This is a genomic window from Arthrobacter sp. MYb213, from assembly GCF_002979915.1.
Lineage (GTDB): Bacteria > Actinomycetota > Actinomycetes > Actinomycetales > Micrococcaceae > Glutamicibacter.
In genome coordinates, this window is sequence record NZ_PCQA01000002.1 from 138808 (window position 1) to 165054 (window position 26247).

At 57.6% G+C, this 26247-nt stretch carries 28 protein-coding genes and 2 pseudogenes; 18 read left to right on the top strand and 12 right to left on the bottom strand.

Annotated features, from left to right (window positions below; all coding sequences use genetic code 11):
- Positions 1-71: 71 nt before the first annotated feature.
- Positions 72-590: a GNAT family N-acetyltransferase gene (locus tag CQ011_RS04975; protein WP_105675294.1), complete on the bottom strand. Its 519-nt coding sequence runs from the start codon at positions 588-590 to the stop codon at positions 72-74.
- A gap of 183 nt (positions 591-773) precedes the next feature.
- Here CQ011_RS04975 and CQ011_RS04980 point away from each other — a divergent pair, with 183 nt between their 5' ends.
- Positions 774-1772 carry an alpha/beta fold hydrolase gene (locus CQ011_RS04980; RefSeq protein WP_286161095.1) on the top strand — a complete coding sequence of 333 codons (999 nt, stop codon included), beginning with the start codon at positions 774-776 and terminating at the stop codon, positions 1770-1772.
- Between the two features lie 529 nt (positions 1773-2301).
- Here the strand turns inward: CQ011_RS04980 and CQ011_RS18025 are convergent.
- Positions 2302-2424: a hypothetical protein gene (locus CQ011_RS18025; RefSeq protein ID WP_286161096.1), complete on the bottom strand. Its 123-nt coding sequence runs from the start codon at positions 2422-2424 to the stop codon at positions 2302-2304.
- A gap of 621 nt (positions 2425-3045) precedes the next feature.
- Between CQ011_RS18025 and CQ011_RS04985 the strand changes: the two are divergent.
- The 3 genes and pseudogenes from CQ011_RS04985 (at position 3046) to CQ011_RS05000 (ending at position 5798) form a co-directional block, all read left to right on the top strand.
- A pseudogene (locus CQ011_RS04985) lies at positions 3046-3895 on the top strand (bile acid:sodium symporter family protein).
- 449 nt (positions 3896-4344) lie between these two features.
- Positions 4345-4722, top strand: a complete 378-nt coding sequence (locus CQ011_RS04995; protein WP_105675298.1) for a PadR family transcriptional regulator — start codon at positions 4345-4347, stop codon at positions 4720-4722.
- Positions 4719-5798, top strand: a complete 1080-nt coding sequence (locus tag CQ011_RS05000; RefSeq protein ID WP_105675300.1) for a hypothetical protein — start codon at positions 4719-4721, stop codon at positions 5796-5798. Before CQ011_RS04995 ends, CQ011_RS05000 begins: the two co-directional genes overlap by 4 nt.
- 91 nt (positions 5799-5889) lie before the next feature.
- Here CQ011_RS05000 and CQ011_RS05005 read toward each other — a convergent pair whose 3' ends face one another.
- The gene (locus tag CQ011_RS05005) at positions 5890-6051 is read right to left on the bottom strand and encodes a HigA family addiction module antitoxin (protein ID WP_502692874.1); all 162 of its coding nucleotides are present in this window, start codon (positions 6049-6051) and stop codon (positions 5890-5892) included.
- Between the two features lie 225 nt (positions 6052-6276).
- Between CQ011_RS05005 and CQ011_RS05010 the strand changes: the two genes are divergently transcribed.
- The 4 genes from CQ011_RS05010 (at position 6277) to CQ011_RS05025 (ending at position 8870) form a co-directional block, all read left to right on the top strand.
- Entirely contained in the window at positions 6277-6984 is a 708-nt protein-coding gene (locus CQ011_RS05010; RefSeq protein ID WP_105675304.1) for a histidine phosphatase family protein, read from the top strand.
- A gap of 9 nt (positions 6985-6993) precedes the next feature.
- A complete protein-coding gene (locus tag CQ011_RS05015) occupies positions 6994-7527 on the top strand; it encodes a DUF3090 domain-containing protein (protein WP_105675306.1) in 534 nt (177 codons plus the stop codon).
- Positions 7527-8294 (top strand): SCO1664 family protein, encoded by a 768-nt coding sequence (locus CQ011_RS05020; protein ID WP_105676112.1) that lies wholly within the window; start codon positions 7527-7529, stop codon positions 8292-8294. Before CQ011_RS05015 ends, CQ011_RS05020 begins: the two co-directional genes overlap by 1 nt.
- A gap of 189 nt (positions 8295-8483) precedes the next feature.
- Entirely contained in the window at positions 8484-8870 is a 387-nt protein-coding gene (locus CQ011_RS05025) for a hypothetical protein (protein WP_105675308.1), read from the top strand.
- 85 nt (positions 8871-8955) lie between these two features.
- Here the strand turns inward: CQ011_RS05025 and CQ011_RS05030 are convergent, their stop codons facing one another.
- The 3 genes from CQ011_RS05030 to CQ011_RS05040 all read right to left on the bottom strand — a co-directional run bounded on the left by CQ011_RS05030 (position 8956) and on the right by CQ011_RS05040 (position 10357).
- On the bottom strand, positions 8956-9192 hold the full coding sequence (locus CQ011_RS05030; RefSeq protein WP_105675310.1) for a hypothetical protein: 237 nt from the start codon (positions 9190-9192) through the stop codon (positions 8956-8958).
- A gap of 236 nt (positions 9193-9428) precedes the next feature.
- Positions 9429-9944 carry a peptide-methionine (S)-S-oxide reductase gene (locus CQ011_RS05035; RefSeq protein WP_286161097.1) on the bottom strand — a complete coding sequence of 172 codons (516 nt, stop codon included), beginning with the start codon at positions 9942-9944 and terminating at the stop codon, positions 9429-9431.
- Positions 9945-9997: 53 nt separating this feature from the next.
- A complete protein-coding gene (locus tag CQ011_RS05040) occupies positions 9998-10357 on the bottom strand; it encodes a hypothetical protein (protein WP_105675311.1) in 360 nt (119 codons plus the stop codon).
- Positions 10358-10806: 449 nt separating this feature from the next.
- Here CQ011_RS05040 and CQ011_RS05045 point away from each other — a divergent pair, with 449 nt between their 5' ends.
- Positions 10807-11502 (top strand): SDR family NAD(P)-dependent oxidoreductase, encoded by a 696-nt coding sequence (locus CQ011_RS05045; RefSeq protein ID WP_181147997.1) that lies wholly within the window; start codon positions 10807-10809, stop codon positions 11500-11502.
- Between the two features lie 344 nt (positions 11503-11846).
- Here the strand turns inward: CQ011_RS05045 and CQ011_RS05050 are convergent, their stop codons facing one another.
- Together CQ011_RS05050 and CQ011_RS05055 are read right to left on the bottom strand one after the other, a co-directional pair.
- Entirely contained in the window at positions 11847-12275 is a 429-nt protein-coding gene (locus CQ011_RS05050) for a hypothetical protein (RefSeq protein ID WP_105675313.1), read from the bottom strand.
- A 194-nt stretch (positions 12276-12469) separates the two neighbouring features.
- Complete coding sequence (locus CQ011_RS05055; protein WP_286161098.1) at positions 12470-13462, bottom strand: Abi family protein; 993 nt, start codon at positions 13460-13462, stop codon at positions 12470-12472.
- A gap of 116 nt (positions 13463-13578) precedes the next feature.
- Between CQ011_RS05055 and CQ011_RS05060 the strand changes: the two genes are divergently transcribed.
- The 7 genes and pseudogenes from CQ011_RS05060 to CQ011_RS05090 all read left to right on the top strand — a co-directional run.
- Complete coding sequence (locus CQ011_RS05060) at positions 13579-13767, top strand: hypothetical protein (protein ID WP_146112565.1); 189 nt, start codon at positions 13579-13581, stop codon at positions 13765-13767.
- A 168-nt stretch (positions 13768-13935) separates the two neighbouring features.
- Positions 13936-14706, top strand: coding sequence for a hypothetical protein (locus CQ011_RS05065; RefSeq protein ID WP_105675317.1), 771 nt, complete (start codon positions 13936-13938; stop codon positions 14704-14706).
- 341 nt (positions 14707-15047) lie between these two features.
- On the top strand, positions 15048-15653 hold the full coding sequence (locus tag CQ011_RS05070; RefSeq protein WP_105675319.1) for a TetR/AcrR family transcriptional regulator: 606 nt from the start codon (positions 15048-15050) through the stop codon (positions 15651-15653).
- Positions 15650-16252 carry a GNAT family N-acetyltransferase gene (locus CQ011_RS05075; protein WP_105675321.1) on the top strand — a complete coding sequence of 201 codons (603 nt, stop codon included), beginning with the start codon at positions 15650-15652 and terminating at the stop codon, positions 16250-16252. The genes CQ011_RS05070 and CQ011_RS05075 overlap by 4 nt, the downstream gene beginning before the upstream one ends.
- A 227-nt stretch (positions 16253-16479) precedes the next feature.
- Positions 16480-16725 (top strand): hypothetical protein, encoded by a 246-nt coding sequence (locus CQ011_RS05080; protein ID WP_105675323.1) that lies wholly within the window; start codon positions 16480-16482, stop codon positions 16723-16725.
- On the top strand, positions 16722-17282 hold the full coding sequence (locus CQ011_RS05085; RefSeq protein WP_105675325.1) for a Clp protease N-terminal domain-containing protein: 561 nt from the start codon (positions 16722-16724) through the stop codon (positions 17280-17282). Before CQ011_RS05080 ends, CQ011_RS05085 begins: the two co-directional genes overlap by 4 nt.
- 15 nt (positions 17283-17297) lie before the next feature.
- Positions 17298-17711: pseudogene (locus CQ011_RS05090) on the top strand (hypothetical protein); the annotation flags it as partial.
- 177 nt (positions 17712-17888) lie between these two features.
- Here the strand turns inward: CQ011_RS05090 and CQ011_RS05095 are convergent.
- The 4 genes from CQ011_RS05095 to CQ011_RS05110 form a co-directional block, all read right to left on the bottom strand.
- Positions 17889-20351 (bottom strand): hypothetical protein, encoded by a 2463-nt coding sequence (locus CQ011_RS05095; RefSeq protein ID WP_286161099.1) that lies wholly within the window; start codon positions 20349-20351, stop codon positions 17889-17891.
- Positions 20352-20886: 535 nt separating this feature from the next.
- The gene (ychF, locus tag CQ011_RS05100) at positions 20887-21972 is read right to left on the bottom strand and encodes a redox-regulated ATPase YchF (RefSeq protein ID WP_105675329.1); all 1086 of its coding nucleotides are present in this window, start codon (positions 21970-21972) and stop codon (positions 20887-20889) included.
- Positions 21973-22018: 46 nt separating this feature from the next.
- Positions 22019-23116, bottom strand: a complete 1098-nt coding sequence (locus CQ011_RS05105; RefSeq protein ID WP_105675331.1) for a 4-hydroxy-3-methylbut-2-enyl diphosphate reductase — start codon at positions 23114-23116, stop codon at positions 22019-22021.
- Between the two features lie 98 nt (positions 23117-23214).
- A complete protein-coding gene (locus CQ011_RS05110) occupies positions 23215-24453 on the bottom strand; it encodes an SH3 domain-containing protein (protein WP_105675333.1) in 1239 nt (412 codons plus the stop codon).
- A 260-nt stretch (positions 24454-24713) separates the two neighbouring features.
- On the opposite strand from CQ011_RS05110, the gene xseA reads away from it, so the two are divergent.
- Together xseA and CQ011_RS05120 are read left to right on the top strand one after the other, a co-directional pair.
- Positions 24714-25982, top strand: coding sequence for an exodeoxyribonuclease VII large subunit (gene xseA, locus CQ011_RS05115; protein ID WP_105675335.1), 1269 nt, complete (start codon positions 24714-24716; stop codon positions 25980-25982).
- A gap of 9 nt (positions 25983-25991) precedes the next feature.
- Complete coding sequence (locus CQ011_RS05120) at positions 25992-26219, top strand: exodeoxyribonuclease VII small subunit (RefSeq protein ID WP_105675337.1); 228 nt, start codon at positions 25992-25994, stop codon at positions 26217-26219.
- Positions 26220-26247 lie beyond the last annotated feature (28 nt).

Genomic DNA, 26247 nt, shown 5'->3' on the forward strand with positions numbered 1-26247 from the left:
GATACCCAATATGGGTTCCTTCGCGGACGTTCGATACCAAAGAGTACGTTCCCTTGCCACGCAGCGAGGTCTTACTCCGAGCGCAGTATTCCCATGATGACGATGTCCTCGTATTTTCCGCGCACCCAGGCATGTTGGCGCTGACGACCCTCGATCACGAAACCTGCCTTCTCATACGCACGGATGGCGCCAAAGTTGGACTCGATCACCTCCAGATGGACGCGGCGCAAGTTGCAGCGTACGAAGGCGAACTCGACGATCTGTGAGATGGAGGCTGTCCCGATGCCCTTTCCACGGGCTTCGGGCACCAAGGCGATACCGACCTCGGCGTGGCGGGCTAGCTCGTCGAATTCGAAGAGTGAAACACTTCCGACTGCGGTACCGTCCACTTCAATCATGAATCTTACACTTTTGTCTGAATTATCGGCATCGATCTGCGCCAGCCGAGCCTTGTAGGTGTCTCGATTGAGCGGAGCAGGAGTCGCTGCGCTGCGTTGCTCCCACGTGGTCAAATCGCCGGCAATTTGGAACAAAACGTCGAAGTCATCTTCGGAACGGGAACGAAGTGTGATGGCTCGTGAGCTGGACATGCTCAGAATCCTATCAATCGACCTCGGAGGCTCGATAGAGGTTCCGGCTACCTGCACGGAGCCCTGCCTCACTGGTAACTGCTGACTTTCATACGGTTAGCCTCTGAAAATAACAATTGATCTCAGTTTCTCTTCCATGGGAAAGATTTGTAGGCTGAGAAATTATTCTTCCCAATTCAGTGGATGCAGTTTTACACAGTCGACGATGAGGCATCAATGCACGAAGCTCCGCAAGCACATGGTTTGCTCGACGTCGGGGATGGCCAGAGCATCTATTGGGAGGAATGGGGGTCACCTGACGGCGTGCCCGCCCTCTACTTACATGGCGGCCCCGGTGGCACCCTAGGCTCAAGCGGATATCGTCACCGCTTTGACCTGACACGTACTCGTGTCATCGGATTTGAGCAACGCGGTTGCGGACGCTCCCTCCCCCACACATCGGACATGGAAACGTCTCTGGACACCAACACCACAGCGCATCTGATTAGTGATATTGAGGTACTTCGCAAGACATTGGGTGTTGAAGCTTGGATTATCAACGGAGTGTCTTGGGGTTCAACGCTTGCACTTGCATACGCGCAAGCTCATCCTGAACGTGTGACCGGCATTGTGCTCTTTGCCGTTACGACTACGAGTAGAGAAGAAGTGCACTGGATTACCGAAGTGGTTGGCAAGATCTTTCCGGAAGCCTGGGACAGGTTTGCTTCGCATGCCGAACACAGCGCAATAGGATTCCAGCGTGGGCAGAGCCGGTTGGTCGAAGCATACGCTGAACTCATGAACTCGCCTGACCCTGCTACGCGAGAAGCGGCTTCTCAGGAGTGGGCGCTATGGGAAGACACCCATATCTCTATCGGAGTTGGCCGATTCGAGCGTGATCCTCGGTGGGAAAATGAAGCGTTCCGTTTGGCCTTCGCAAGACTCACCACGCACTACTGGGCAAACGACGGTTTTTGCGTACCACCGTTGCTTGAATGTATGAGCCGAATACGGGATATACCAGGAATGCTAATCCACGGAAGGCGCGATGTTTCTGGCCCTGCCAACACCGCTTGGGAATTGCACCGGAACTGGCCGGGCTCGGTTCTCATGATTGACGACGGCGATGGTCACGGAGGCAAATCCATGGTTGAGCACTGGAGCCAAGCAAATGCCCAGCTCGTTGCAAGACAACTCGACTGATATGGCCGCCACAGTTCTAAGTCAGTACTGAAAATGAATCGATCACGGTGTGTTAAACCCGTCCCTGCACACCAGGATTGCTAATTTACAAACTATGAGCGCCCCAGAACTAGCGATGAAGAACGCGAACTCCTCAGGTACTATGCAGCTATTACCCCACACAAGCTCGTGGCGATAAGGCTGAAGTATTACTGTTGCTTCCTCGGGCAGTTACTCCGGAAATTGTTACGGGATTCGTGGACATCGAACCGACTACGCTGAACTGCTGGGTGGTGAACTGGTACCAATAGCGCGTGGCTTGGCCCTTACCGGGCACGCAGGAAACTTGAATCGTAGCTTCCTGAGCGACGACCAACGAAAAGTTCTGGACCTGAACAGCGAGGTTAGCCTGTTGTCTCGGTCGCCGGATCGAACCATACGACAGTTCATTTGCGCTTGGTTCCAAAAAACGCAGTTCCTACTCGTTCCAGGCGCGTAAGAATCACGGCAGGAAGCAACTTCGCCGCATGTGCCGCCAGTCATTGCTCCATCACCGCGAGAACGTGAGCGTGGTTTGAGGTGTCTGCCATTGCACCGGGCGTCCGAGTTGCGCATGGCTCGCGCATTCTTCACAGATGCGCTGTTCCTCAACCTCGGCCAGACGCACCAGCATGGGCCGATGATGTCCTCATTCGCGGATCCTCACGCTGCTCTCGATCTGTGCTTTACGGTATCAAGGATTGCCGTTACCGGTTTGAGCCCGGTGTAGCTCGGCTCATGCCCAGATTTGTTCACGGTGCCCGTCACAAGGTTCAGGGATTGGGCAAGTTTGGGAAAACATTTATCAATTCAAGACTCCGCTGTTCGTCTTTTCCAACGCGAGACTTCCCCGGAGTTTTCACCGCTCCGCATCGTTTCCAACAGTCCACGGGTCTTCCGAACGAACCATATCCCCACCTCTGACTACTTTCTCCGATCTCACACGCGAGGGTCCGGCTCAGGCGAGCTGACCGGTTTACCGATACGCCAATCGCGCAGCCTCGCGTAGCGGAAGCACTGCGCACTAAGCACCGCAACAGTCGAGGGAGATTACTAACAGGGGCTTGACGAGTGATGCAGGTCACTTGATACTTCATTCACGACATCATTACCCGCCAGTAACACCCGCCAGTGACTTCATGTGGGGAGTTCCCGGTGGCCACCCCTCGTGACCAACTCGAATTCAAGGATTAACGGACACATGAACGATTCATCCCTCGTCACCATCGGCCTTCCCATCGCACTTGCGATCATCATGTTTGGCTTAGGCCTTTCCCTGACCATCAACGATTTCCGCCGAGTCGCCCGATCCCCGCAGGCCGTGGGCATCGCCCTCGTATTACAAATTCTGGTGTTGCCGTTGATCGCTTTTGGCCTGGTCGTCGCCTTTTAATGTCGACCCGCTCCTTGCCGTCGGCGTCATGCTGCTTGCCGCCTCTCCCGGAGGTCCCACGGCCAATCTTTTCAGCCACCTCTTCCGTGGCGACGTGGCACTGAACATCACCCTCACCGCCGTCAACTCGGTACTGGCAGCATTCACCATCCCGGTGATTACTAACCTTGCGATCAACTACTTCGATGCCGATGGCGAACTAGGCCTGCAGCTTGGCAAGTTGCTCCAAGTCATGGTGATCGTGCTGATCCCCGTCGCACTAGGCATGGCGGTTCGCCGCGTTTCGAGCAACTTCGCAACACGCGCCGACCGTCCGGTTCGCATATTCTCGATATTCGTCCTCGTGGTCGTCGCCATCGGCGCGCTACTGGGCGAAAAAGAAAACCTCGTGGAATACTTCCAACAGGTCGGATTGGCCACCGGACTCGTCTGCCTCATCAGCCTGAGTCTGGGCTACCTCGGCGCCCGACTGCTCCGACTCGGTGCACCCCAGGCGATCGCCACCTCGATGGAAATTGGAATCCACAACACCACCATCGCTTTGACCATTGCACTGAGTGTGCTTGGCAGCACCGAAGTGGCGATCCCCGCCATCATCTACTCAATCCTGATGTACGTTCTGGCCACGATCTTCGGCTTTGCCATCAGCCGTGAAACTCGTGCAGCTAGCAAAGCGGAGCAACAGCCGGCGAGCTCATTGCCCAACCACTAAGCAGGGCCAAGAACTAAATGATTGACTGAGCGACCGCCGCGTTACGGAAAACGCGGCGGCCGCTCGCCGTTTTCATAAGTTACGCGATGAAAATGATTCCGGTAATGGTTTCGCTCTAGTCAAACAGGGCGTGCGCCCGTACCAAGGATCCGGAGCCGAAGCATCTAGCGCCTTCCCCTATGCAATTTAAGTCGAAACTTCTAAAGAAAGATTTCCACGGACAACGGCTTCGAAGTTTCCTCGGTTGCACTTCGAGCAATCAGCAAAAAATCCTGATTGGGACTGATGTTCATCGTTTTTTGATCTCCCAGGTGAGCTCGTCCGAACCCAATGATCATTGGAAGCAACTTGCCCCGGTGAGTGTGCGAAAACCCGCGCACCCGGTGACACGTTGTCGAGTAAAACCATATGCCTAGACGAGTATCTAGATACAACCTATACTTAGATACATGAGCGACGATGAGGTGAAATCGGCTTGGCCTACAACCTGGACCCGTGCCGCATTGGGAACGGCGGTTCTCGCCAGTCTTGAAGACGGGGCATTGCACGGTTACGGGATTGCGCAAGCCGTCAATGAGCTTGGTTTTGGACGCCCCAAAGGCGGATCTCTCTATCCGTTATTGACGGGCCTGGAAAACGACGGCGCCGTCATCGCGCAATGGGAGCAAGGACAAAACGGTCCCGGAAAACGAAATTATGCGTTGACGCCACTTGGACATTCAAGGCTCCAAGAAGAACGTCGCGCTTGGCATGCTCTAGCCAATTCCCTCGGCGCGCAGAAAACAGATACTGACAACGACTCGGACCCACAAGGAATGAAGCCATGACTCAGAACTCCGCAGAATCTGACACCGAAATCGATCTCGCCAAACTCTTCAAAGAGTTTCATGCCGCCCGTGGCCAGAAAGACGACGTTAACTGGGTAGAAACCGCTGCAGGTCGACTAATGCTCGATGACGTCAAAATTTCGGTTGCGAAACAAGCCCTAGTCGATCTGCTTCCAGTACTCAAGGACGCGCAGGAACCGGCCGAAGAACTATTTGGTGACCCAAAGATTTGGGCCAAAGAACAACAGGAACATTGGCAACAATCCGGAACTCCTACCCAGGACCGGTACCACCTGTTTTCTTTCAAGCAGTTCACCCAAACAATCTGTATCAGCGCAGTCTTGCTCTGCATGCTAGTGACCATAGTGGCCCTGATAGATGATGGATGGACAACGGAACTGAGCTGGGCAATGTTTGGACTTCCGCTCATCATCCCGGCTATTTCCATGGGCATCAGACAGTTCTGGAATCTTGCAGTGCGAAGATTTTCACGCCTTAAGGCAATGCTCTGGACTGCAACGGCCTTCGCTGCCGCCGCGATTGCCCTCGCCGGGCTGGCCATTGCTCTTCCAGGGTCTCCGGGCACAGCATCCGCACTTTGGTATCTGGCTCCGGTACCGATGTACGCGCTCTTTTACTACCTCATCGAGAAGTTTTCAAAGCGCAATTCACTGGCACCACGCTCAACCACGTCAAAGACTGAAGTCCCATCACACGAGGAATGGATCCGCCAGCTCCAGGAAAACCTCCGACTTCGTGATGACATTAGCGACCGACGGATTCGTGTCATCGTCGAAGATACCCGCGCATTCGCCGTAGATGCCGAGGCATCGCTGCCTACGGAATTCGGCACGCCGGAGAGCTACGCAGCAAGCTTCGCGCCCAATACTTCATTCCGCGCACGCCGCGAAGCATTGGGCTGGACTGTTGGAAGCGTACTTATAGCGTTGCTGCTTCTTGTTTCAATAGACAACGCACAATCGCTCTTCTCCTGGCAGTCCGTGGTCTTCGCGGCATTGCTCGTCGGAGCGATCTGCTACGCGGTCCAGGGTTGGCGGAAGTCTTGTAGGAATTAGCAGTACTGCCCAAAGTGTTGAACCCTCAGGCGACCCTCAATGGAGTAATCACCGCGAATTATTCAGCAACATGATCCTCTGCAGTCCCAACTCATAGCGTCTGCAAATTCAGCCAAAACCGTGGGTCGATCCCAAAATAACGCCCGAGTCGAAGCGCGATGTCAGCGGTAAGCACGCGCTGACCATGCACTATTTCGCTAATACGGCTTGGTGTAACTCCGATCGAGACCGCAAGCTTGTTCTGGGTAATCACGAAAGCGTTGATCCTTCACCCGAATGCTGCATTGCCCCGCTCTGGGGCGTGTATGAGATACAGGTCAAAGTTCAGGAATCACGGTTCGACACGAAGAGGCTGGTATGCAAATCCGCTACGAGATATTCCGATAATTCTGTAGCTAGTTGCTGTTTTTGAGCAGCTTGTGCGGACCGTTCAGTGATTGAACTAGGTTCAGCGACTGCAGATGACTAGGCTGAGTAGATGGCGACAGTTATCCTCGTGCGGCACGGCCGCACCACGGCCAATGCAACCGGACTTCTAGCCGGACGGACTCCGGGGGTGAGTCTCGATGAGCTTGGTCAGCAACAGGCAACTACGGCCGGCGAGCGCCTCGCGCGCGTGCCACTGGTCGGGGTGGTTTCCAGCCCACTTCAGCGCTGTCAGCAGACCGCGCAGTACATCCTCGATCGGCAGCCCGGCACCCCCTACGCTCCCACCGAAGACGACCTGACCGAGTGCGATTACGGCCAATGGCAGGGACGCATGCTCAGCGAGCTAGCTACCGAAAAATTGTGGCCGGTTGTTCAGTCCCAACCCTCGGCGGTCACCTTTCCCGGCGGCGAATCCATGGCCACGATGCAGTCCCGCTCGGTGGCCGCAATTCGACGTCACGATGCAGCCTTTGAGGCGGAGCACGGTCCAGGAGCGGTCTGGGCGGCGGTCGCTCATGGGGATATCATCAAGTCGATCCTCGCCGACGCGCTGGGCATGCACTTGGACATGTTCCAGCGTCTCAATGTGGGCCCCGCATCGATTTCGATCGTGCATTATGGCGCCAACCGCCCTACCGTCCACGCGATCAACACCGATGCCGGCGACCTATCCTGGCTGTCGACTACTACCCACGCAGCCGATGCGCCCGTCGGTGGCGGCGCAGGAACACAAACTACACCCACTAGCGGAGCATAAGATATTTATATGCCTACACGTATTCACGAATTTTCTTGGCCCGATAGGGTCGTTGTCGGCGTCATCGGGCTTCCCGGTGACCGTACGTTCTACCTCCAGGTGCGCACGGGCAAGGAGATTGTCAGTGTTGTGCTGGAGAAACAGCAGGCCGCGCAGCTCGCGGAGAACATCGATGACATTCTTGATCAGTTGCTCACCGTGGATGGGAATCCCTTCAGCATTCCCACCGGCACTCCGATCGAGCTAGTGGACAATGACCCGCTCGAAGTTGATCAGGAGCAGTTCCGCACCGGCGCGATGAGCCTGGGCTGGGACCCTTCCACCTCGCAGATCGTCATCGAGGCCCACCCGATTCCGGATGAAGATCCAGACGTGGCTCCCGTTGAAGAGACCGAAATGCTGCGCGTGCGGATGCCGGTGGGTACCGCCCGTGCCTTCGCTAAGCGCACCCGCGAGATCGTGGATGCCGGGCGTCCGATGTGCACCCTATGCGGTTATCCGATGGACGCAGACGGACACACCTGCACCATCACCGAAAACTGATACACGTGGCTGAGCTGATGACCACCGAGCTCACGCTCACCGGCCGACTCACCACGGCGTCAAACGCAACTTTCCTGGGCAACATCGCAGAGAACGTCGTCGTTTATAAGCCGATCGCCGGGGAGAATCCGCTGTGGGATTTCCCCGACGGTCAGCTGGCTCACCGGGAGGTCGCCGCCTATCTGGTCTCGGAAGCCTTGGGCTGGAATATCGTGCCACATACTTGGCTGCGTGAGGCTCAGTTTGGCGAAGGCATGGTGCAGCTGTGGCAAGAGCAAGATCGTGAGGAAAACGCTATCGATCTGGTCCCTGCCCAGAGCGTTCCGCAGGCTGGTTGGAAACAGGTTTTTCAAGGTCGAGGCGAGAACGGTGAATTGCTTGCCCTCGTTCATGAGGACTCCCCCGCATTGCGACGTATGGCGGTATTTGATGTCATCGTTAATAACGCCGACCGCAAAGGCAACCACATCCTAGCGATGACCGGTGGACACCGATACGGTGTGGACCATGGACTGACCTTTCACCGCGAGCATAAGTTGCGCACGGTGCTGTGGGGCTGGGTTGGCGAAGCACTCACCGATGAAGAGCACGAGGGCGTCGCTCGGATTAGCGAGGCACTCAATGCTGAGCTGGGGCAAAAGCTCGCGGAGCTCATCACCGCAGAGGAACTCGCATCCCTTGCGCAGCGCTGTGAGCAGCTGCTTTCTACCGGCAAATTTCCTAGCCCGAGCGGTGAGATGCCAGCGGTCCCCTGGCCATTGTTCTAAACGAACAGAGCAAGGCGAACAATGGCCTTACGAGCTTCGCGAGTCCGCGCTTCGTGTCCAAACACCGTGCGTTGGAGATTTTCCGCAATGACCCTTGAACTGCCGGCGAGTAAGTCCGTCGCGGCAATGTTGCACAATTAGATGCCCGCGGATTTGCCGTGTAGCCGCGGCACGCCATAGCCTGCATCTATGCGCCCCCAAACTAACCGCAGCAAAGGCGAGGAACTCAGCCAAGCCGAACGCGACATCCTATCCTTGCTATGCAGCGGAACCGATACCGAATCAGCAAAAGCACGTGAGCAGTTGGCGTTCTCGCACTGGGATGGGTTCCAATTCGACGAGTGCGAATGCTTCCTTATCGCAGTCACCAAGGCCCCTGGTCGTAAGCGCATCTCCCATGGCGGCGGACCGTTTTCTTCGGTGACCGTGTTTCAAAACGAAAAAGCTTTGGGACACTTAGATCTTTGGGTTATCGACGGTTACCTTTACTCCCTGGACTACATGCCGTTCGAAGATGATCCCGGATACATGCCGTTGACTAATGAGTACACCTTCGATTTCATCGGCAGGCAGTAACAACTAATTCCCGCTGTTTACCGCCGCTAGTCTGCGCTTTGTCGCCAGTGTCGCCCACCTCCGCAGAGCTATTAAAGCCCCCGCGTCAATCGCTGTTAGTTTTTTGAGAACGAGCGGTGCCGTCGTCCTTCTGATCTCGCAACGCAGTCGCCACGGCCGTTCCTAGCGCGAACACCAATGCAATCCAAAGATTCTCTATGGCTTCTAGTGGCGCTCTGCCCGAGATCCAGCAATACACACCAATCAGCAAGGCCAGGCCAAAAACCGAGATAGCGAGGTAAAGCGCAACGCGTTTTCTGGCAACCCAGAAAATTTTTCCCACCAAAGTACCTCGCAAATTAAGAACCTTTGAGTACCTCGACAACAATAGGGGGCGGTCCGAAGCAGAACAAGGACCATGGTTTTAGTCTGTCGGAACGTCCCCTGCGAATCAGGTGGTGAAGCCAAAGCAGATCTAGAGCAATGAGCCTAGATTACTTAGACTTCGAATATAAATTCCACCAAGGTCTGATACGTAGCAACTTCATGACGCTTCCACGCTCTAGCCGTAGATTGTCCTCACCCTTGGTACTTCGTCAACAGAGAGGTGGGAAGGTGGCAGGAATCCTCGGGGAAACGTGCGAGCCGGTCTTGATGCTCTTCCGCGCTTCGCACATAGGTGGCAAGCGGCAGTACCTCGACCGCGATGCGATCCGCATCATCCCTCTCAGCGATGAACGCCCGAGCCTCGTCGAGGTGGGCCGGCGTAGTGGAATACACACCAGTGCGGTACTTCAGACCGGTATCCGGTCCCTGGTGGTTCACGCTGTAAGGATCGATAATTTCAAACAGGTACGCCATCAGTTGCTCGACATTAACAACCGTCGGATCAAAACGGGTTCGAACGCATTCCGCATAACCGTCGTAGTCGCTATCGATGTCTCCGCTGGCACCGTTGGCTCTTCCAGCTTCCGTGAATGTCACGCCGTCCAGCGTCGCGATGAAAGCCTGCACACCCCAGAGGCAACCGCCGGCCAAATAAATCTCTTCAACCTCACGCTGCGCATCCATAATGCCGATCTTACTGCCAGCCATGTGTGGAGCCATCGTTGGATGAAGCGATACTCAGGCACGACGTTCTCCGGTATCTACCGGTTCTGACGAACTGTCGTCAGCTCAACCCGGTCATTTCCAACCGCATCACAGGTGATCGTCGTATCGGCAATCGTGAAGCTATTGCCCTGAGTACAAGTTGGTTCTACCCCTCCTGCTTGGAAATGGGCTTCGCCACCTTCCAACGCCGACACTAGGCGAATGCGGTCTGCGGAGCGCAACCCATGGTCGCTGTTGTAAGGTCGCGGGAAGCTGTGGAACTGGTCACCTTGAATCATGATTGAACAGTTGCTCTTCGTATCGCATTTGGAACTCCACCTGTCGCAGGCGGTCAACGGCAAGACGAGGACAGCGATAGCGGTGGTAGCAAGAAATGCTCGGGTAGGGTGTCGCATGCGCCTCGCGTCCTTCAATATCTGGGTTATGGATAGAACTCGCTCCGGGCGGCTGATCTGCTCCGCTCTGGACTTCACGAGACGGTCAAGCTCAGATGCATAATACTTGCCCCACTTAGCCTACCTAGTGACGCACTGAGCGGTCGAAACGAGGACGCGAAGGACCCTGACTTTGTTTAGCCAGCTCCTTATGAGGCATCCGTCGGCCTTGTTTCCACAGACCCTACGACTTCACCGCTACGAAGCTGAGCGACGCAAGCGCCTAATGAGTTGTGAGAAATACTGCTGAAGACGAGCACGAGGCTAAAGGCCGCCAAGCGTTCAGTGTGGTCAGCCCGAGCGCAGGGCGGACATAATCCTGCAGCTGGTGCCAGTGGAATATTCTTCACGGATTGAATGTTGCCGATTAATGGCACATGCCGCATTTTTACCCGTAGAAAGATTGATAAATGAGCACGCTAGTGATTGTAGGAGCGGGGCCAGGGCTCGGACTCAGTCTTGCTAAGAAGTTCGGCAAGAAGAACTTCAATGTAGCTTTGATCGCACGGAATCAAGAGAGTCTCGACAACTTCCAGAGCTCGTTGTCTGAAATGAATATCAAGAGCGCGGGCTTCGCTGCCGACGTGACGAATGAGCAACAGATTGCGGATGCGTTCTCACAAGTGCGAGCAACGTTCGGCCAGATTGATGTACTCGTCTACAACGCAGGCGTGATCGCACCGGTTTCTGCCGCGCAGACAACAGCACAAATTGCGAATCAGCACATGCAGGTGAATATCATTGGCGGAATCTCGGCCGCACAGCAGGTGATTCCTGAGATGGTTGAAAGACAGCAGGGAGCCATCTTCTTCACCGGCGGTGGAGCTACCGAACTAACCGTGACCCCAATCTTGACTACGTTGAGCATTGGCAAGTCAGGACTGCGCAGTTACGCGCATTGCCTCCACGAGGAGCTGGCGACCCAGGGAATCTACGTGGGCATGCTTTCCATCGCGGGAGTCATCGAAGAAGGAACATACTTCTCCCCCGACAATATAGCGGACGAATACGTTGATATGTACGAGAAACGTGATGGCGCTGAACGCTTTTATATCGACGAATCTGAGGATTCGGATGCAGTTTTGAAGGACACCTACACTAACTAAGTTGCGACCTGAGCTGACCATCCTCACGTGGCAGCTCAACCTGGGCTAATAGGTCATTCAACGTACTTCCCAGGAGCTAAACAATCTGGCACTATCACTGCTAGAAAATGAAGCCTCTATATTGAATGCCACGCTACAGACAAGGGCGCCATCCGGTCTGAGTAACCGGATTCACCATAGCCTGATTAAATCGCATGATATGACCGTAGCAATAGTAAAAGAACGCCTCTTAAATGAGTTTCGCTCTGACCATCAGTGATGGCCAGAGCAAAACACAATACCGCTTGATGAGTTAGACGTTGAAGCGGAACTCCACGACGTCGCCGCACGTACCAACTTCACGGTCAGAGCGGCAGCCCGTCCTCATCTTCATCATCCGGCGTGATGATCATGCCTTCGTGAGTTACTGTCGCGCCAATCATCTTGCCTCTCTTATCGAGGAAGACCACGTCAACATCACCCAGCCCAGTCCATTGCTCTGAGCTCGTGGCCTCAGGAAAGAAACATCCAAGACTGTCAATGGCTCGGATAATGTCGCGATCGTAGGCAAACCTCCGCCTGATCACCGTTGGACGTGGCCGAAAATAATAACCGTTCCCAGGCTCAACGCCGACCGTTCGGGTAGATTTCAGATGCGCCAACTGCTCCAGCAATGGGTGGTCGTCATCGCCGTTATTAAAGACAAAATCTACGTAAGCGGTATCCGGCCGAAGTGAGTGCATCCACGCGGACTGCTCAGCGCGTGATATGACCTTCCCATACCCAGAAGACAAGGTCGGCTCCTTTGAAGTTTTGTAAGTCAATGAGCTTTCAGATTACCGACAAGTGGGACGAACCCGCACCAAAGTGCAGATCTAGCCCTCTCCGCGACGATACCTAACTCATGGTTAGAGCGGAACGCGATTAGACGTTGAAGCGGAACTCCACCGAGTTCCAGTACAAGCCAACGTCTGACTGCAACGCACTCTCAGGCCCAGAGCCGGCTGTTGTCCTGCCAGCCGTCGGGGACGCCCATGTGCATAATCGGGACAATCTGGACCACCGGAAAGCTCGCCACAACCGCGGGGAGAAGTCTGCTGCGACCAGTGCCCAACCTGTCAGATAGGAACTGCACCAGCGTGAGTTGGCCGAACGTGCGGCTCCAGTCCGCCGACACGGCATCGAGGTCCGGGTGGCGACCGAGCTTAGGGAGCTTGGGCGTAATCGTATGGACGCGGTTGAACAAACGTCCGTGATGTCCACACGTATTTCTCACGAGATTGAGCGACTTGAGCCAACTAGTCAGCTGGGGCGCACTGAGCCCGCATGCATCGGCAACGACGTCTTGGGCGCCACGAGGGGCAAAGCCATAGAGATATGTCAGGCTTCCCCAGTCCAGCAGATCAGTTGCTGCCCATACCGGTAGCTTCCCGCCATACTTCTTGTGGTGGTGCTCCACGAAGTCCTCACGCGACCGGTTCAGCTCGTCCTCGTAACGATTCAGCCATTTTGAATACCCACCGCCACTGCGCGCGGTGGGACCCATCAATGAAGATTGCAAATGAGCGCAGGGATCAATGCGCCCGAGCTCATGTCCGAGTAGCGCGCGAATGGCCAGCTCTACCGGAGCCAGCGCTGCAAACGTGGCGGCGCGAAGGCGCGCATCGAACTCGTATAGAGCAACGACATCGCTGAAGCGCGTGCCAGCGTAAAAGTCATCGTGACGACCATCGGGAGCCTGCCTCCTGAACGGGTACCAGTAGCCGCTCAATCGGTAGTAGTTCACTCTCCGGAGTGTCGCAACGGCGGAACCTTGGTCTCCCATATCCATGCCGCGGTCCGCAAGGATCTTCACTTGCTGGGTGTAAGACTTGTAGATCTTGACGTCTTCGACGAGGAACACCGCCTGACAAAAATGAGGACCGGCCCTGGACCTACCGAGGTAGGCGGAACCGGTCTTAGTGGTTTCTATCTTACGCATACGGCTAGAAACGCGCAACGCGCGATGGTTCTAACCGCGCATTGTTGATTGGAGCGTTCAGACGCGATTCTTATAGGTCATATGCTCACCCGGCCCTTCAAATGGAGGGCTTCAAGGTGATCCTGGGAACTCCTACCTACGCACGCGACACAGCCAAATCCATCGTCATGATTCGAGGCCTCGCAGCCCAACTTGAAACGAACCCAGTTTTTCAGATCGTCTCCGGTTCGGCCGCAGCCGATGTGTTCGCAGCTCATGCTTGCGACTTCGTGAACGAACACGAAGCCTATTCCCCAAGGAATTAAGATACTTCCCACCAAGGATCTGAAGACAGGGAAGGTAAAAGTAAACGAAAGACAACCTCATTTAGTCGACGTAGGAACCGATCCAAGTGTGCAGCCCAGTCGTTTAGCTCTAACTTGCGACGACCGTAGTACAGGAGCCCGAAGTGGAGTCGATGAGATAATGAGGTCGTGAATGCACTCTCAGATCGAGCCGAGCAGATCGCCGCGCACCTCGTCGGATACGAAACGGGTGCAGCAGTCGTTCCGTACGACACCGACGGCCGTCAAGCTGCTGTCGACTTCTTACTCAAGTGGCCCGATGGCCGGGTCGGCGTTCTGGAGGTCACGCTCGTGACGGAGCGAGCTTCAATCGAGTGGCAGGGCATGGCGATGAAGGATGGCTGGAGATGGCCGACGGAGACGTCTTGGGAGTTCAGGCCAAACAACGTGAACTTCGCGTATAAGGACACCAAGCGAGTGGCGATCAGGGCTGTATCATTGTGCGATCAATGGTCCGTGGACACCCCAGCGAATCTTCCATCCGAAGTTCTGGATCGCGGACCGGAGCTCGCAAGGTTCTTGGCGGACGATGTCGGGGACCTCAGGCGCACACCAGTCTCGTCGGGGATCAAGCTGTACCAGAGCACGACGGCTGAATTCGTAGACGCTGCACCTGCGGACTTCTCGCGAGTTGTGGAGTCCTGGCACGAGCATCCGCATCTTGCACCTCATCTGGCGAAGGTGAAGCGCGCATCGCAATCGGACGAGCAGCTCCTATTTGTGGTCGTCGTGAGCGAAGCCTTGCCCGTTCGCTTCTTCGCTGACGACTTCGATGTGCCAGCGACGCCACCGCAAGGGTTCGAGGGTCTGGATGCACTCTGGGTCTGGTCCGACTACTGGCACCGCTATCTGGTCTACCGGGCGAAGACCTGGGCATGGGTCGACTTCCCACCGAATTAAGCGTTGTCGCTAGATGACAAGACCGATACACCGTGAACGGAATCCCCTTTTTGAGAAGTAAGATTTTCCGTTCGGCGCTATTTTGCAGTTCATCAACTTCGCACGCAAAAACGCCCCCGGGTTCGCATAGAAACCGAGGGCGCCAAAGCTAAGAAGTCTTAGACGTTGAAGCGGAACTCCACCGAGTTCCGGCACGTACCAACCGCTGGGTGCCGAACCGGAGCCACGAATCAATCCACCGACCACCTGGCACCTCGCGGGCACCAGCCCAGGTCGAGCACAGAGTTGTGCCATCTGCGATCGAAGCATAAAATGAACAGAAATTCATTGAAAGGATCTTCGTGCCGCGGACGACGGAACAGAATGAAGCGTTGCGTTCAGCCACACGCGCTGCTGTGGAGACGGCCGCCGTCCGGGTCTTCGCACACCGTGGTTTCGCGGCCACGAACATGCGTCAGATCGCCGTCGAGGCGGGGATCAGCGCTGGGTCGATCTACCGGCACTATGCGAGCAAGGAAGAACTGTTCGATGAACTAATCGATCAGGCCTCACGCGGGCTCGAGGCTGTCGCCGTTCAGCTCTCGACCGAAGGGGATCCGCTCTCCATGATCCAATCCTTCACCGAGGTATACGTGGCAGACCTCGCAGCGAACAACGGCGCGGCCGAGTTCTACATGGTGATCAACCAGGGCTTCTCGACGGACACTCCTGAGGGGACTGCGGCGCGACTGGCCGCAACGCAGGGGACGCTCTGGCGGGCCTTCGCCTTGCTCATCGGTCGAGGCCAGGCCGCAGGCCAAATCACCGCGGGCGACCCAACCCGAATGACTTCTCACTACTTCGCCATGCTTGCCGGTATAACGACGATGCACGTTGCTCTTCGGGAGGGATTTGCGGAGCCCGATGTCGAGCTGATCCTACGAATGTTCACAGGAGGACCCCGATGAAGATCGAAGTCGCGCGCGCAGACGAACTGGGTGAGGGGTATCGGCACAGGATCGCTGAAGTTCTCACGCAAGGGTTCGCCGAGGATTTCGCGTTCTTCTCCAAGGACTCCGGTGTGCTTGCCGACGCGTTCGCCCCGATGCTCATCCTGGAGCGCTTCCACGTCGCGCTCGTCGACGGCGAGCCGGCCGCGGTCGCGGTCGTCACCGAAGGCGAGCAGGAGTGCTTCGAGCCGGATCGGCGCGAGCTCCAGCGCGTGCTCGGTCCAATACACGGCATGATCAGCTATCGGATCATCCGCAGTCAATTCATGGGGGCCTATGACGGTGCCCGCACCGGTCTGACGGAGATTGCGTTCGTCACGACAGCGCCGCAGCATCAGGGCAAAGGCGTAGCCACTGCGCTGATGCGCCGACTCCTGGAACTGCCCTCCGACGAGTTCGTGCTGCGCGACATCAAGGACACCAACACCCCAGCCCTCGGGCTGTACGCCAAGCTCGGCTTCACCGAAACACAGCGGCGACGCATCAAGTTCGCGAAGCGAGCGGGGTTCTCCGCGTATGTCTTCATGGGGCTCAACCGCGCTCAGGCTGATGTTTGAAGAGCGTCCGGGCTCGACAGGCCCGGAAGCGCGCTTCTGGGCTGTCCTCAAGTCCGCACTCTAGTTCGAAAATCTAAACTCCACCACGTCGCCGCTCTTACCAACCTCTCAGTACCCGGCGAATCCCCGAAGCGTCGACCCTCTCCTGGCCCAGCGAACACCAAACTCGCCGAGCAATTAGGCAACCCAGGTTGACATCCGGCCACTTAGCAACATAGGTTGACGACATGGAGTCTCCGCTGATCGCAGCAGTAGCAGCCGATACCAGCGACCCGAAAGCAGGATTGCGGGCCGTAGCGTCCTTGCGCGTGCTCGCTGACACCTTGGAACTTCGGCAGGTCGAGGCCGCGTTGCGTTCGGGCATGAGTTGGCAGGAGATCGCCGACGCGCTCGGAGTGACGCGACAAGCTGCCCACAAGAAGCACTCCAAAAGAATTGACCCCGCGATCTCGACACCCAGGAGGAACAGATGAACAAACTCGTCCGCGCCGCTCAGACCAGCCAATCGCTTTCCCTGGCCGCCATGGAGGAAGCATCCCGGCTCGGGCTCTGCGAAGCCGACATCGACCACCTGTTCCTCGCATTGGTCATCAACGACCAGTCTGCCGGCCGCGCACTGCGCGAGCTGGGTATCGACATTGACAGCGCCCGTCTCGCCGTGGAGGACCAACATGATGCACAGCTGACTTCACTCGGCATCGAGGCGTCGTTCCCCGAGGCCGGGCGCATCGTGTTCCATGAGACGGATGGGTACGAGTGGACTCGTCGCGCTCGGGACCTCATCGCGAAATCCAGCAGCAAAGGCAAGTCGGGCGACGCTGCCGCCGTTCTCCGGGAACTCGTCGCAGAGCCCAGCGGCCTGATCACGGATATCCTCGGCCGCCTTGGCACGACATCCGAAGCGCTCATCGAACGACTCGATCGGGCCGACTCGCCCTCCATGAAGTCCATGCCTCTCGCAGCGAAAGTGAAGGGGCGGACCACGGGAACGATTGAGACTTTCGTATCCGCACCATTGGACGAAGTGTGAGCGTTCCTCACAGATCCCGCACGTATCCCCGAGTGGGAACCGAGCATCGGCACCCTCGACCAGACCGGTCAAGAAGCGATGCCGGGTACGGTCTGGGAGGGCACGGCACCCGCAATCTATCCAGACGGCAAACCTGTGAAGATCAAACCTCAGTTTCGTCGACGCAGTGTTGAGCTCATCGCAATTCACCCACCGGACAGGATCGCATGGAGCTTTGGCTATCCCGACGTCGCGCAGGGTAATTCGATTCTGACTGAATTCACCTTGGCGAACGTGACCGGTGGCACACAGCTGCGGATCAGCAGGTCCTGGTCGCGACGCCAAGGGTGGCGAGGACTTGTCGCATGGCCGCTGCGTCCAGTCCAGAAGTTCCTGGTGTGGATCACCCTGTTCCAGACCGGCAGCGCGATCAGCCGAACATTTCGCTAGTCCCAGGCGCGGCGACTCGCCTGCTGGTCGCACATAGATCGAATGCCCGGCTCTCCACAGGGAGATCCGGGCACTCGAGCGGGACATTGAAGCGGAACGCGACTACACGTTGAAGCGGAACTCCACGACGTCGCCGCACATACCAACCTTTGCTTGCGGTGTTGCGAGGGGTTGTCGTTAGCGGCGTCGCTTGCCCCTCTTCTTCGGCTTCCGACTCGGATTCTGCCTGGCGGTCGCTCTTCGCGCCGACGGTGGGGTCGGACGACTCATTGCAGCCGGAGGGATGAGGCCCATCTCCACAATGAGGCTGTCAAACTCTTTGTTCTCTACCGGAGGCGAGTTGTCATAACGGATCGATACGATGCGCTGCTCCTCATCGAATACCACCATGAGCGCACGATCCGACTGAATCTGGTGCTTCTTCGCGAATCCGTAGGTCGCGAGCCGGGTGCTAGCCTCTTGGATAGACATCTTTCGAGGTTTGGAGCCCATGAACAACGTCGGGTAGCCCCACGCTCCGGCGAACGCCATCATCGAATTGTGGTGGAGGCCGTCCTGCCGTGTCATCAACGCCAAGCGTTCGACCATCTCACCCAGCGACTCCTGCGACTCCTCAGCAAGGTTCAACAGATCGGCGCTGAAGCGGAACCACCCCGGCTTGTGCCCATCCTGAAGGAAGTCTACAATCCGGGCGATGCCCGGCGGGATGCCGAAGGAAGGCTTCTCAGCTTCTACAGCGCTAGAGCCTTCCTGGAAGTAGACCCAAGCATCCAACTCATCGGTTTGAGTCATCACACGAGTGGGAACATCCGACACCTGATACCGGCGACGCTCCTTGCCCGTGGAAGGCGCGACGCCAAGGAACTCTTCGCTTACCCGATCTGGGTCCGGTTCAACCCACAAGCCGCCGGAGAGAAACAGCATGAAGAGATCGAGCTCGTCGACGGCTGAGAACTTCAGCGACACTTCTGACTCTGTACGACGTCGCAGATAGAGCAAGAACTCCGTGGGCCTATCGATGACCTCGGCAATGACGCTCAGGTCGTGCAACGTCACGAGCCAAGGGAAACGATCGCTTCCCACGACCTTGGCACGCACGAGTTCGTCCAAGGCAGTGGACAGCGGGCCGAAGTCGTCGAGGTAGACAGTCACCGAGCGAATCTCGTGGATCTCCGAGAGATCCAGCCATTCGCGATTCTCAAGCCACAGCCCGTGATTGGTTCGGATATGGTTCTCAAGCCTGAGTGCCTGGTCAGTCGCGCTCCCGACCGTCTCCCGCAGGTCGGCAGACAACCTCTGGACATGCCCACGCCGGGCGTGACTGGAGATGCTCTTTGCCTTCACTTCTACGCAAATCGCGACATCCTCGATGATGAATAGCCCATCTGCTTCAGTCTGCTCGGCGATCGAGTTGATGTCTTGCGCATCGGGTCCGAGCTCAGAAACCTCGATGCCCGGATTGGCGCGGAAGTATTTGAGGTTCGCGTGGGCTGCATCTGAGTCTAGGATGGCGGCCAGACGCTTCAGAGCGAGCTCCTCACTTACGAACATGCGGCGCTTCTCATAACGGCGAAACTTTGCGGGGGCCGCCTTGAGTGCCTCTTCGACGATCTGACGGAAGCAGTCGGTGCCGATCGGCTTGCCTGTCAGGATGTAGTTGCCGTCGGCGTCATTGACCAGCGATGCAAAGCGGAACGGGTTATCGCCGCTCAGGTACTTCGTCACTACGGCAAGCGCGTCGTCAGCGCCGTTGAACGCCAGGCTGAACCGATCCAGAACGGCCTGGGTCCGCTCTGCCGGCACACCCGAAGCTGCGGCAACCTCTTGAACAGTGATGGTTGCGCGCTCGCCAGGAAACTCCAACAAGCTCATCAAGGCGGAGCGCGCGTCCTCTTCAAACGCAGGATCGTTCTTCTTCTCGGCATGCTGTTCGAACATCTCGCCGACGGTGTCGCGGATAGCGAAGAACTTCTCCCCGTGGACGCGAATGATTGACTCACGCACGGCGCAGAAGTCCTCGTAGCTGAAACCAAGCGTCTCGGGGAGCAAATCACCGAGGTGGCGCGATGAGAACAGCTCCTCGTTGATCTCGTCATGGATATGCGCGTACTGCATGAACCGCACTGTCAGATCGTGACTGACGAATTGGGCGGACAACATGGTCAGCGGTCCGAATTCGTTTCGATCACCCGAACTGAATAGGGCGAAGGAGCCCAGCATCAACATTTCCCGCGCCCGTTCATGCAGGTCGGGAATCAATCCCGCAGGGCGGGTCTTGCTCGTCGGCGTCGACCTAGGCTCGCGCTGCCCCCTGGTGAGCAGAATGAGCGCAATGAGTTCGACCGCTGCTGGCATCTGATCAGCAAGGCTTTCGCGGTAGCCATCGAGGATCATCGGCATCTCGCGCATCCGCATGAGCTCGATCACGTCGAAGGCGTCAGCGTCCTTCAATGAGTCCGCGATGGCCTTGACATGCTCGGCGATTATCGTTGGGCCACGAAGTAGGTACTCCCTCGGGTTCTCCCCCTCGTTCATTCGACCAAGCATTTCCCCCATGCGTTCAAAGGCCACGGCCAGACCCTCATCATCGGCCGTGACGATTCGTCGCGAAGGCAAATCGCGACCCTGCTTCTTCTCCATGACACTCCCCTTTTGTCCATACAAACCGCAGCTATTGGATTTCTACCCCACCACGCGACCCTCCGGGCCGCCTGGGAGTTCTATTCCTCTGCCAGGAGGGTGTGGTGTTGAGTGGCGCAGGAGGCGAATGTGAAGGCACGCTCGGGGTGACCCTTTACCGACTCACACAGGATCTCATCACTCAACGGCCCTGTCAGCGTACACAACCAGGCCTAGAGTATCCAGCCGCCCATACCAGTATCTGTCAGAGTCTTCACCATGGCAGACACGCCAGGACCGATCTGGCCGTCCTTGATAAACTTCATGGACGGGCTGAACACCTCCCATCACCGCAGGACTCCTTCACCGCGCGCTCAGCAACAGAATAGGATCGGGACTGTTCCTCTGTCGATGGGCACAGCACTTCCGATCGATCAAATCTTTGATCCTGAATCTGAAGACCAGTCACGGATTCAATACCCCGATTGCGGAGACAAATGCGCCGGACCCGACAATCGGATCCGGCGCATTCGCAAGAGGTTAAAGCGAAACGCGACTACACGTTGAAGCGGAACTCCACGACGTCGCCGTCTTTCATGATGTATTCCTTGCCTTCGATGCGTGCCTTACCGGCAGCCTTCGCATTGGCAATAGAACCAACCTCAACCAGGTCTTCAAAGCCGACAACCTCAGCCTTGATGAAGCCACGCTGGAAATCGGTGTGGATCACACCGGCTGCCTCAGGTGCGGTCGCACCCTTGGAAATGGTCCAAGCGCGAGTTTCCTTCGGGCCAGCGGTCAGGTAGGTCTGCAGGCCCAAGGTGTCAAAACCGACGCGGGCCAGCTTGCCCAGTCCGGACTCGACGATGCCTGCATCTTCCATCATCTCTGCTGCTTCGTCTTCTTCCAGCTCAGCGAGTTCGGATTCGAACTGTGCGTCAAGGAAGATTGCTTCGGCCGGTGCGACGAGCTCGGAGAGCTTCGCCTGCATCTCGGTGTCGGCCAGACCAGCCTCATCGGTGTTGAACACGTAGATGAACGGCTTGGTGGTCATCAGCTGCATTGGTGCGAGCTCTTCGAGGTCAACACCCTTGGTCTTCGCCGCGGCGAAGAGCGTGATGCCCTCTTCGAGGATCTTCTGCGCATTGAGTACCGCGTCCAGGAAGGACTTCTCGATCTTCTTGGTGCGCAGCTCCTTTTCCAGACGCGGAAGCTGATTTTCAATGGTCTGCATGTCGGCGAGGATCAGCTCGGTGGCGATCGTCTCGATATCCGAGGCAGGGTCCACCTTGCCGTTGACGTGAATCACGTCGTCGTTGACGAACGCGCGAGTCACCTGGCAGATCGCGTCGGCTTCACGGATGGTGGCCAGGAACTTATTGCCCAGACCTTCACCTTCCGAAGCACCCTTGACGATGCCGGCGATATCCACGAAGGACACGGTTGCTGGAAGGATGCGCTCGGAACCGAAGATTCCGGAGAGCACCTTCAGACGCGCGTCCGGCAGTGGGACGACGCCCACGTTAGGTTCGATAGTCGCGAACGGGTAGTTGGCTGCCAGCACCTGGGCGTTGGTCAGCGCGTTGAACATGGTGGACTTGCCGACATTGGGCAGTCCGACGATTCCGATAGTAAGAGCCACGGGAGAAGATTCTACCTTTGCTTAGGAGATGCGAAAAATGAAGTGCTTAGTTCGTTTCATTGGCGGAGCGTCGGCCACCTAGGGCCCGGGCGTCATCGCCGGACTCCTTGAGCTTGCCGCGGATCTCCTTAGGCAGCGAGAAGATGATATCTTCCTGCGCGGTGGTGACCTCGGAAACGTCGGTGAAACCGTAATCGGCGAGCAGGGCCAGCACCTCTTGAACCAGGACATCTGGCACCGAAGCACCGGAGGTCACGCCCACGCTGGAGACGTTCTCAAACCAGGTCTCATCAACCTCGTTGGCGAAGTCCACGCGGTAAGCTGCCTTGGCACCGTGATCCAGTGCGACCTCAACCAGGCGTACCGAGTTCGACGAGTTCGCCGAACCCACCACGATCACCAGTTCCGAGGCCGGGGCGATCTCCTTGATCGCCGCCTGTCGGTTAGTGGTCGCGTAGCAGATGTCATCGCTCGGTGGATCCTGCAGATTCGGGAAACGCTGGCGTAGTCGGCGCACGGTTTCCATGGTCTCGTCCACGCTGAGCGTGGTCTGCGAGAGCCAGATCAGCTTGTCCGGGTCCTTCACCACTACGGTGTCGGCCTCTTCGGGGTTGTTCACGATGGTGGTGACTTCCGGCGCTTCACCGTAGGTACCCTCAACCTCTTCGTGTCCTTCGTGACCGATCAGCAAGATCTCATAATCGGCCTTGGCGAAACGCACGGCTTCGCGGTGCACCTTGGTCACCAGTGGGCAGGTCGCATCGATGGTGCGCAATCCGCGGTCTTCGGCGGACTGCACGACCGCCGGGGAGACACCGTGTGCGGAGAAGACGACGAGCGCGCCGGTGGGCACTTCCTCGTTTTCCTCCACGAAGATTGCGCCACGCGATTCAAGTTCGGAGACCACATGCACGTTGTGCACGATCTGTTTGCGCACGTATACCGGGGCGCCGTAGTGCTCCAGCGCCTTCTCAACGGCGATGACCGCACGGTCCACGCCGGCGCAGTAGCCGCGCGGGGCAGCCAGCAGCACGCTGCGTTTGGTGACCTGCGGGGAGGCTGCTGCGATCTGCTCGGGGGTGCGACGAATACGCGGAACCCGAGGGATCGGCAACGAGACCGGGACAGAAGTGGAAGTAGCCATACCCCTAGTCTACGAACCCCATGCAAGTTAGCGCATGCTCATATGATGCGTGCCACCCGTAAAGGGCTGTGAGTTTAGCCTCCACGCTCATTTTTGGGTCAGCAAGGAAGCGAGCTGGGCAGCCGTATCGGGGTCCGCACCACCGCTCCGGCACCATCACTGCCGCGGTAAGCCCGGCAGAGGCCAATGCCGCGTTTGCCCAGGTTCGCCTTGATTTGGCGCAGTGAGTCCGGAGCAAAACCTTGCCATTGCATGTGCATCAAAACGGTATCCCCGCGCACCGCGGCGGAGGCACGGGAAACGGTGATCGATTTTGATTTAGTTTCCCAGTCTTTGGTGTCCCGGCTCCAGGTCCAGATCGCCATCCCGCGGCTGTTGTAGCCACAGCTCACCGAACCGTCGATGGCCCCGTACGGTGGCCGGCCGAAGTTTGTGTGTACCCCGGTGCCGCCCAGTTGTTTACCGACCTGCGCGCAGCTCAACGGCCGCAAATCCGGGTGACTGATCGAATGGTTGATAACCCACTGGCCCTTGGCGCGGGCAAGCGCCGCCAGATCTACCCCGTAGCGCGATTTAAACGACGCGATGCAATCCCCGGTAGGGGCCAACACCAGGCCGATGTTGCTGCTGGCCGCATAGTTGATCACCGAGTTCAGCGCCGTCAGTGTGCGCGGGCAGTCATCGAAGGTCAGCACCACCCGCGAGGTCCGGTTAGGACCGGTGGAACGCGGGGCTGACGGCGGCAACGGATAGGTCGTAACGTAACTTCCCGAGACCCACCCGGTATAACCGGCGTAACTGACCTTGTACCAACCGTTGCTGGCCCGCGCATAGGCAGAGACCGTTTTCCCCTTCGGGATCGCGACCAGAATCCGGTAGCTGGTGGACGTACCAGTACGCAGGTTCAAGATGTCCAGGGTGCGCACCGTGGCGGCTACGACGTAGGAGCCACTGACATAGCCGGTGTGCCCGGCATAACTGACCTTGTACCAGCCGTTGGCGGCTCGACCAGACACCGGCACCGAGGTTCCCTTGGGGATGCTCACCAAGATCTTGTAGGAAACCGAGGCGCCGCTGCGCAAATTCAGATTCGCGGTGGTACGCACCCGGGCCGGAATATCGATGGACAGGGCGCTGGCGACGGCTATCGCAGCGGGTTTCGATACTGCGGGTTTCGACATTGCAGGGTGGGAGGCCACGGCGGTGGCGGCGAGCGGGACGGAGCCGGCCACCAGGCCGAAAGCTAGCGCCCCAGTCCACACCGCACGAGCGACATTATTCTTTTTTGATCCCCACCACATGGCCTTGTGCCCTTCGCGAATATCTCCCCAATGCACATAGTGTCCTCCGCTAATAGGCCACAGACAATGCTCTTGTACCAGCTTGTCCAAATCGTTTTATAACCGATCAAAACGGGGGTTTGTGAGCCCTGCGAGTGCAAAAATATCCCCTGCTGAGATCAATGCTTCACCTGTGTTTTCGCGCAGGCTGAGCCGCTCAATTCGCTGAACCTTCGGTGCCATACGGTAGTCTCACTTGTGCACCAGCCATTGCGCACGCTGGCGCTACATTTCGAAACTTTCAAGGAGCGGCCCGCATGGAGTCCGAGTCCCCCGCCGGCTTACCGGCCACCGCGGCGTTAACTACGGCAGATAATCCGTGGCCGCTGCGTGTGCTCACCGAAAAGCTGAAGATCCACATCGAGAACTCCCCCATGACCTGGGTGGAAGGCCAGTTGTTGGAGGCGAATGTGCGCAACGGGCACGCCTACCTAACCCTGCGCGACGTAGATGTGGATAATTCCTTCTCGGTCACCGTGTGGTCCTCGGTGATGCGTAAGCTCGACGCCACCCCCGAGGTCGGCTCGCGCGTGGTCGCCCGGGTGAAGCCAAGCTTTTACGCCAAAACCGGCAGACTATCACTGAACGCGACGGACCTGCGCCCGGTGGGACTGGGCGAATTGCTGCTGCGTTTAGAACGGCTACGCCAGGCACTTGGTGCCGAGGGTCTGTTCAATGTTGAGCACAAGCGCCGGCTCCCGGTATTGCCTGGCACCATCGGACTAATCACCGGACGAAACTCGGATGCCGAGAAAGACGTCGTACGCAACGCCACGCTGCGCTGGCCCGCGGTCAAATTCCGCATCATCAACACCGCCGTGCAAGGCGTAGATGCGGTCGCTCAGGTCATCGCCGCACTGCGTGAACTAGATCAAGACCCGCAGGTAGATGTCATCGTCATTGCCCGTGGTGGTGGCGCGCTTGAGGACCTGTTGCCATTTTCCAATGAGGACCTAGTGCGTGCGGTGTTCGCGGCATCCACCCCGGTGGTCTCCGCCATCGGACATGAGGCGGACCGCCCGATTCTGGACGACGTGGCGGATTTACGTGCTTCCACGCCGACCGACGCGGCCAAGCGCATCGTGCCGGATCTGAACGAAGAGTTTGCCGGGTTGCAAATGTCGCGTCAACGTCTGGACCGGGCGATTAGTAATCTGCTCACCCGCGAGGCACAGGTGATCTCCGCGCTGCGGCAACGTCCGGTACTGGCAAACCCGCACACCATGATCGATTCGCGGACCGAAGATCTGCAGCGTTGGCGCGAACGAGCCACCGCGCTCATCCGTCACCGGGTGCAGCGAGCCGGCGATGAGATCGCCCATCTCAGCGCCCAGGTGCGCGCCTTATCTCCGCAGCAAACCCTGGACCGCGGATATTCGGTCACCCAGCTGGCAGACGGTTCGGTAGTTCGCGCTGCCGAGGCACTCACCGGCGGCGAGCAACTACGCATTCGAGTGGCCTCGGGCAAACTGACCGCCACCGTTGATCAAATTTTCCCGGCCGAGCAAGCCAACGAAAACCTTTAAGGACAGAATATGAGCGAGCAAATCCCGGCAGACATTAAAAACCTCTCCTATGAGCAGGCCCGCGAAGAACTGATGAATGTCGTCAATCAGTTAGAGACCGGAGGGGTGCCCTTGGAAGCCTCACTGGCTTTGTGGGAACGTGGCGAAGCGTTAGCGGCGCACTGCGAAAATTGGCTCAATGGCGTCTCGCAGCGCCTCGATCAGGCCCGTGCCCGCGTGGAAAACGCCACGGAGTAGTAACACCGCTGCCCACCGGGCAGATTTG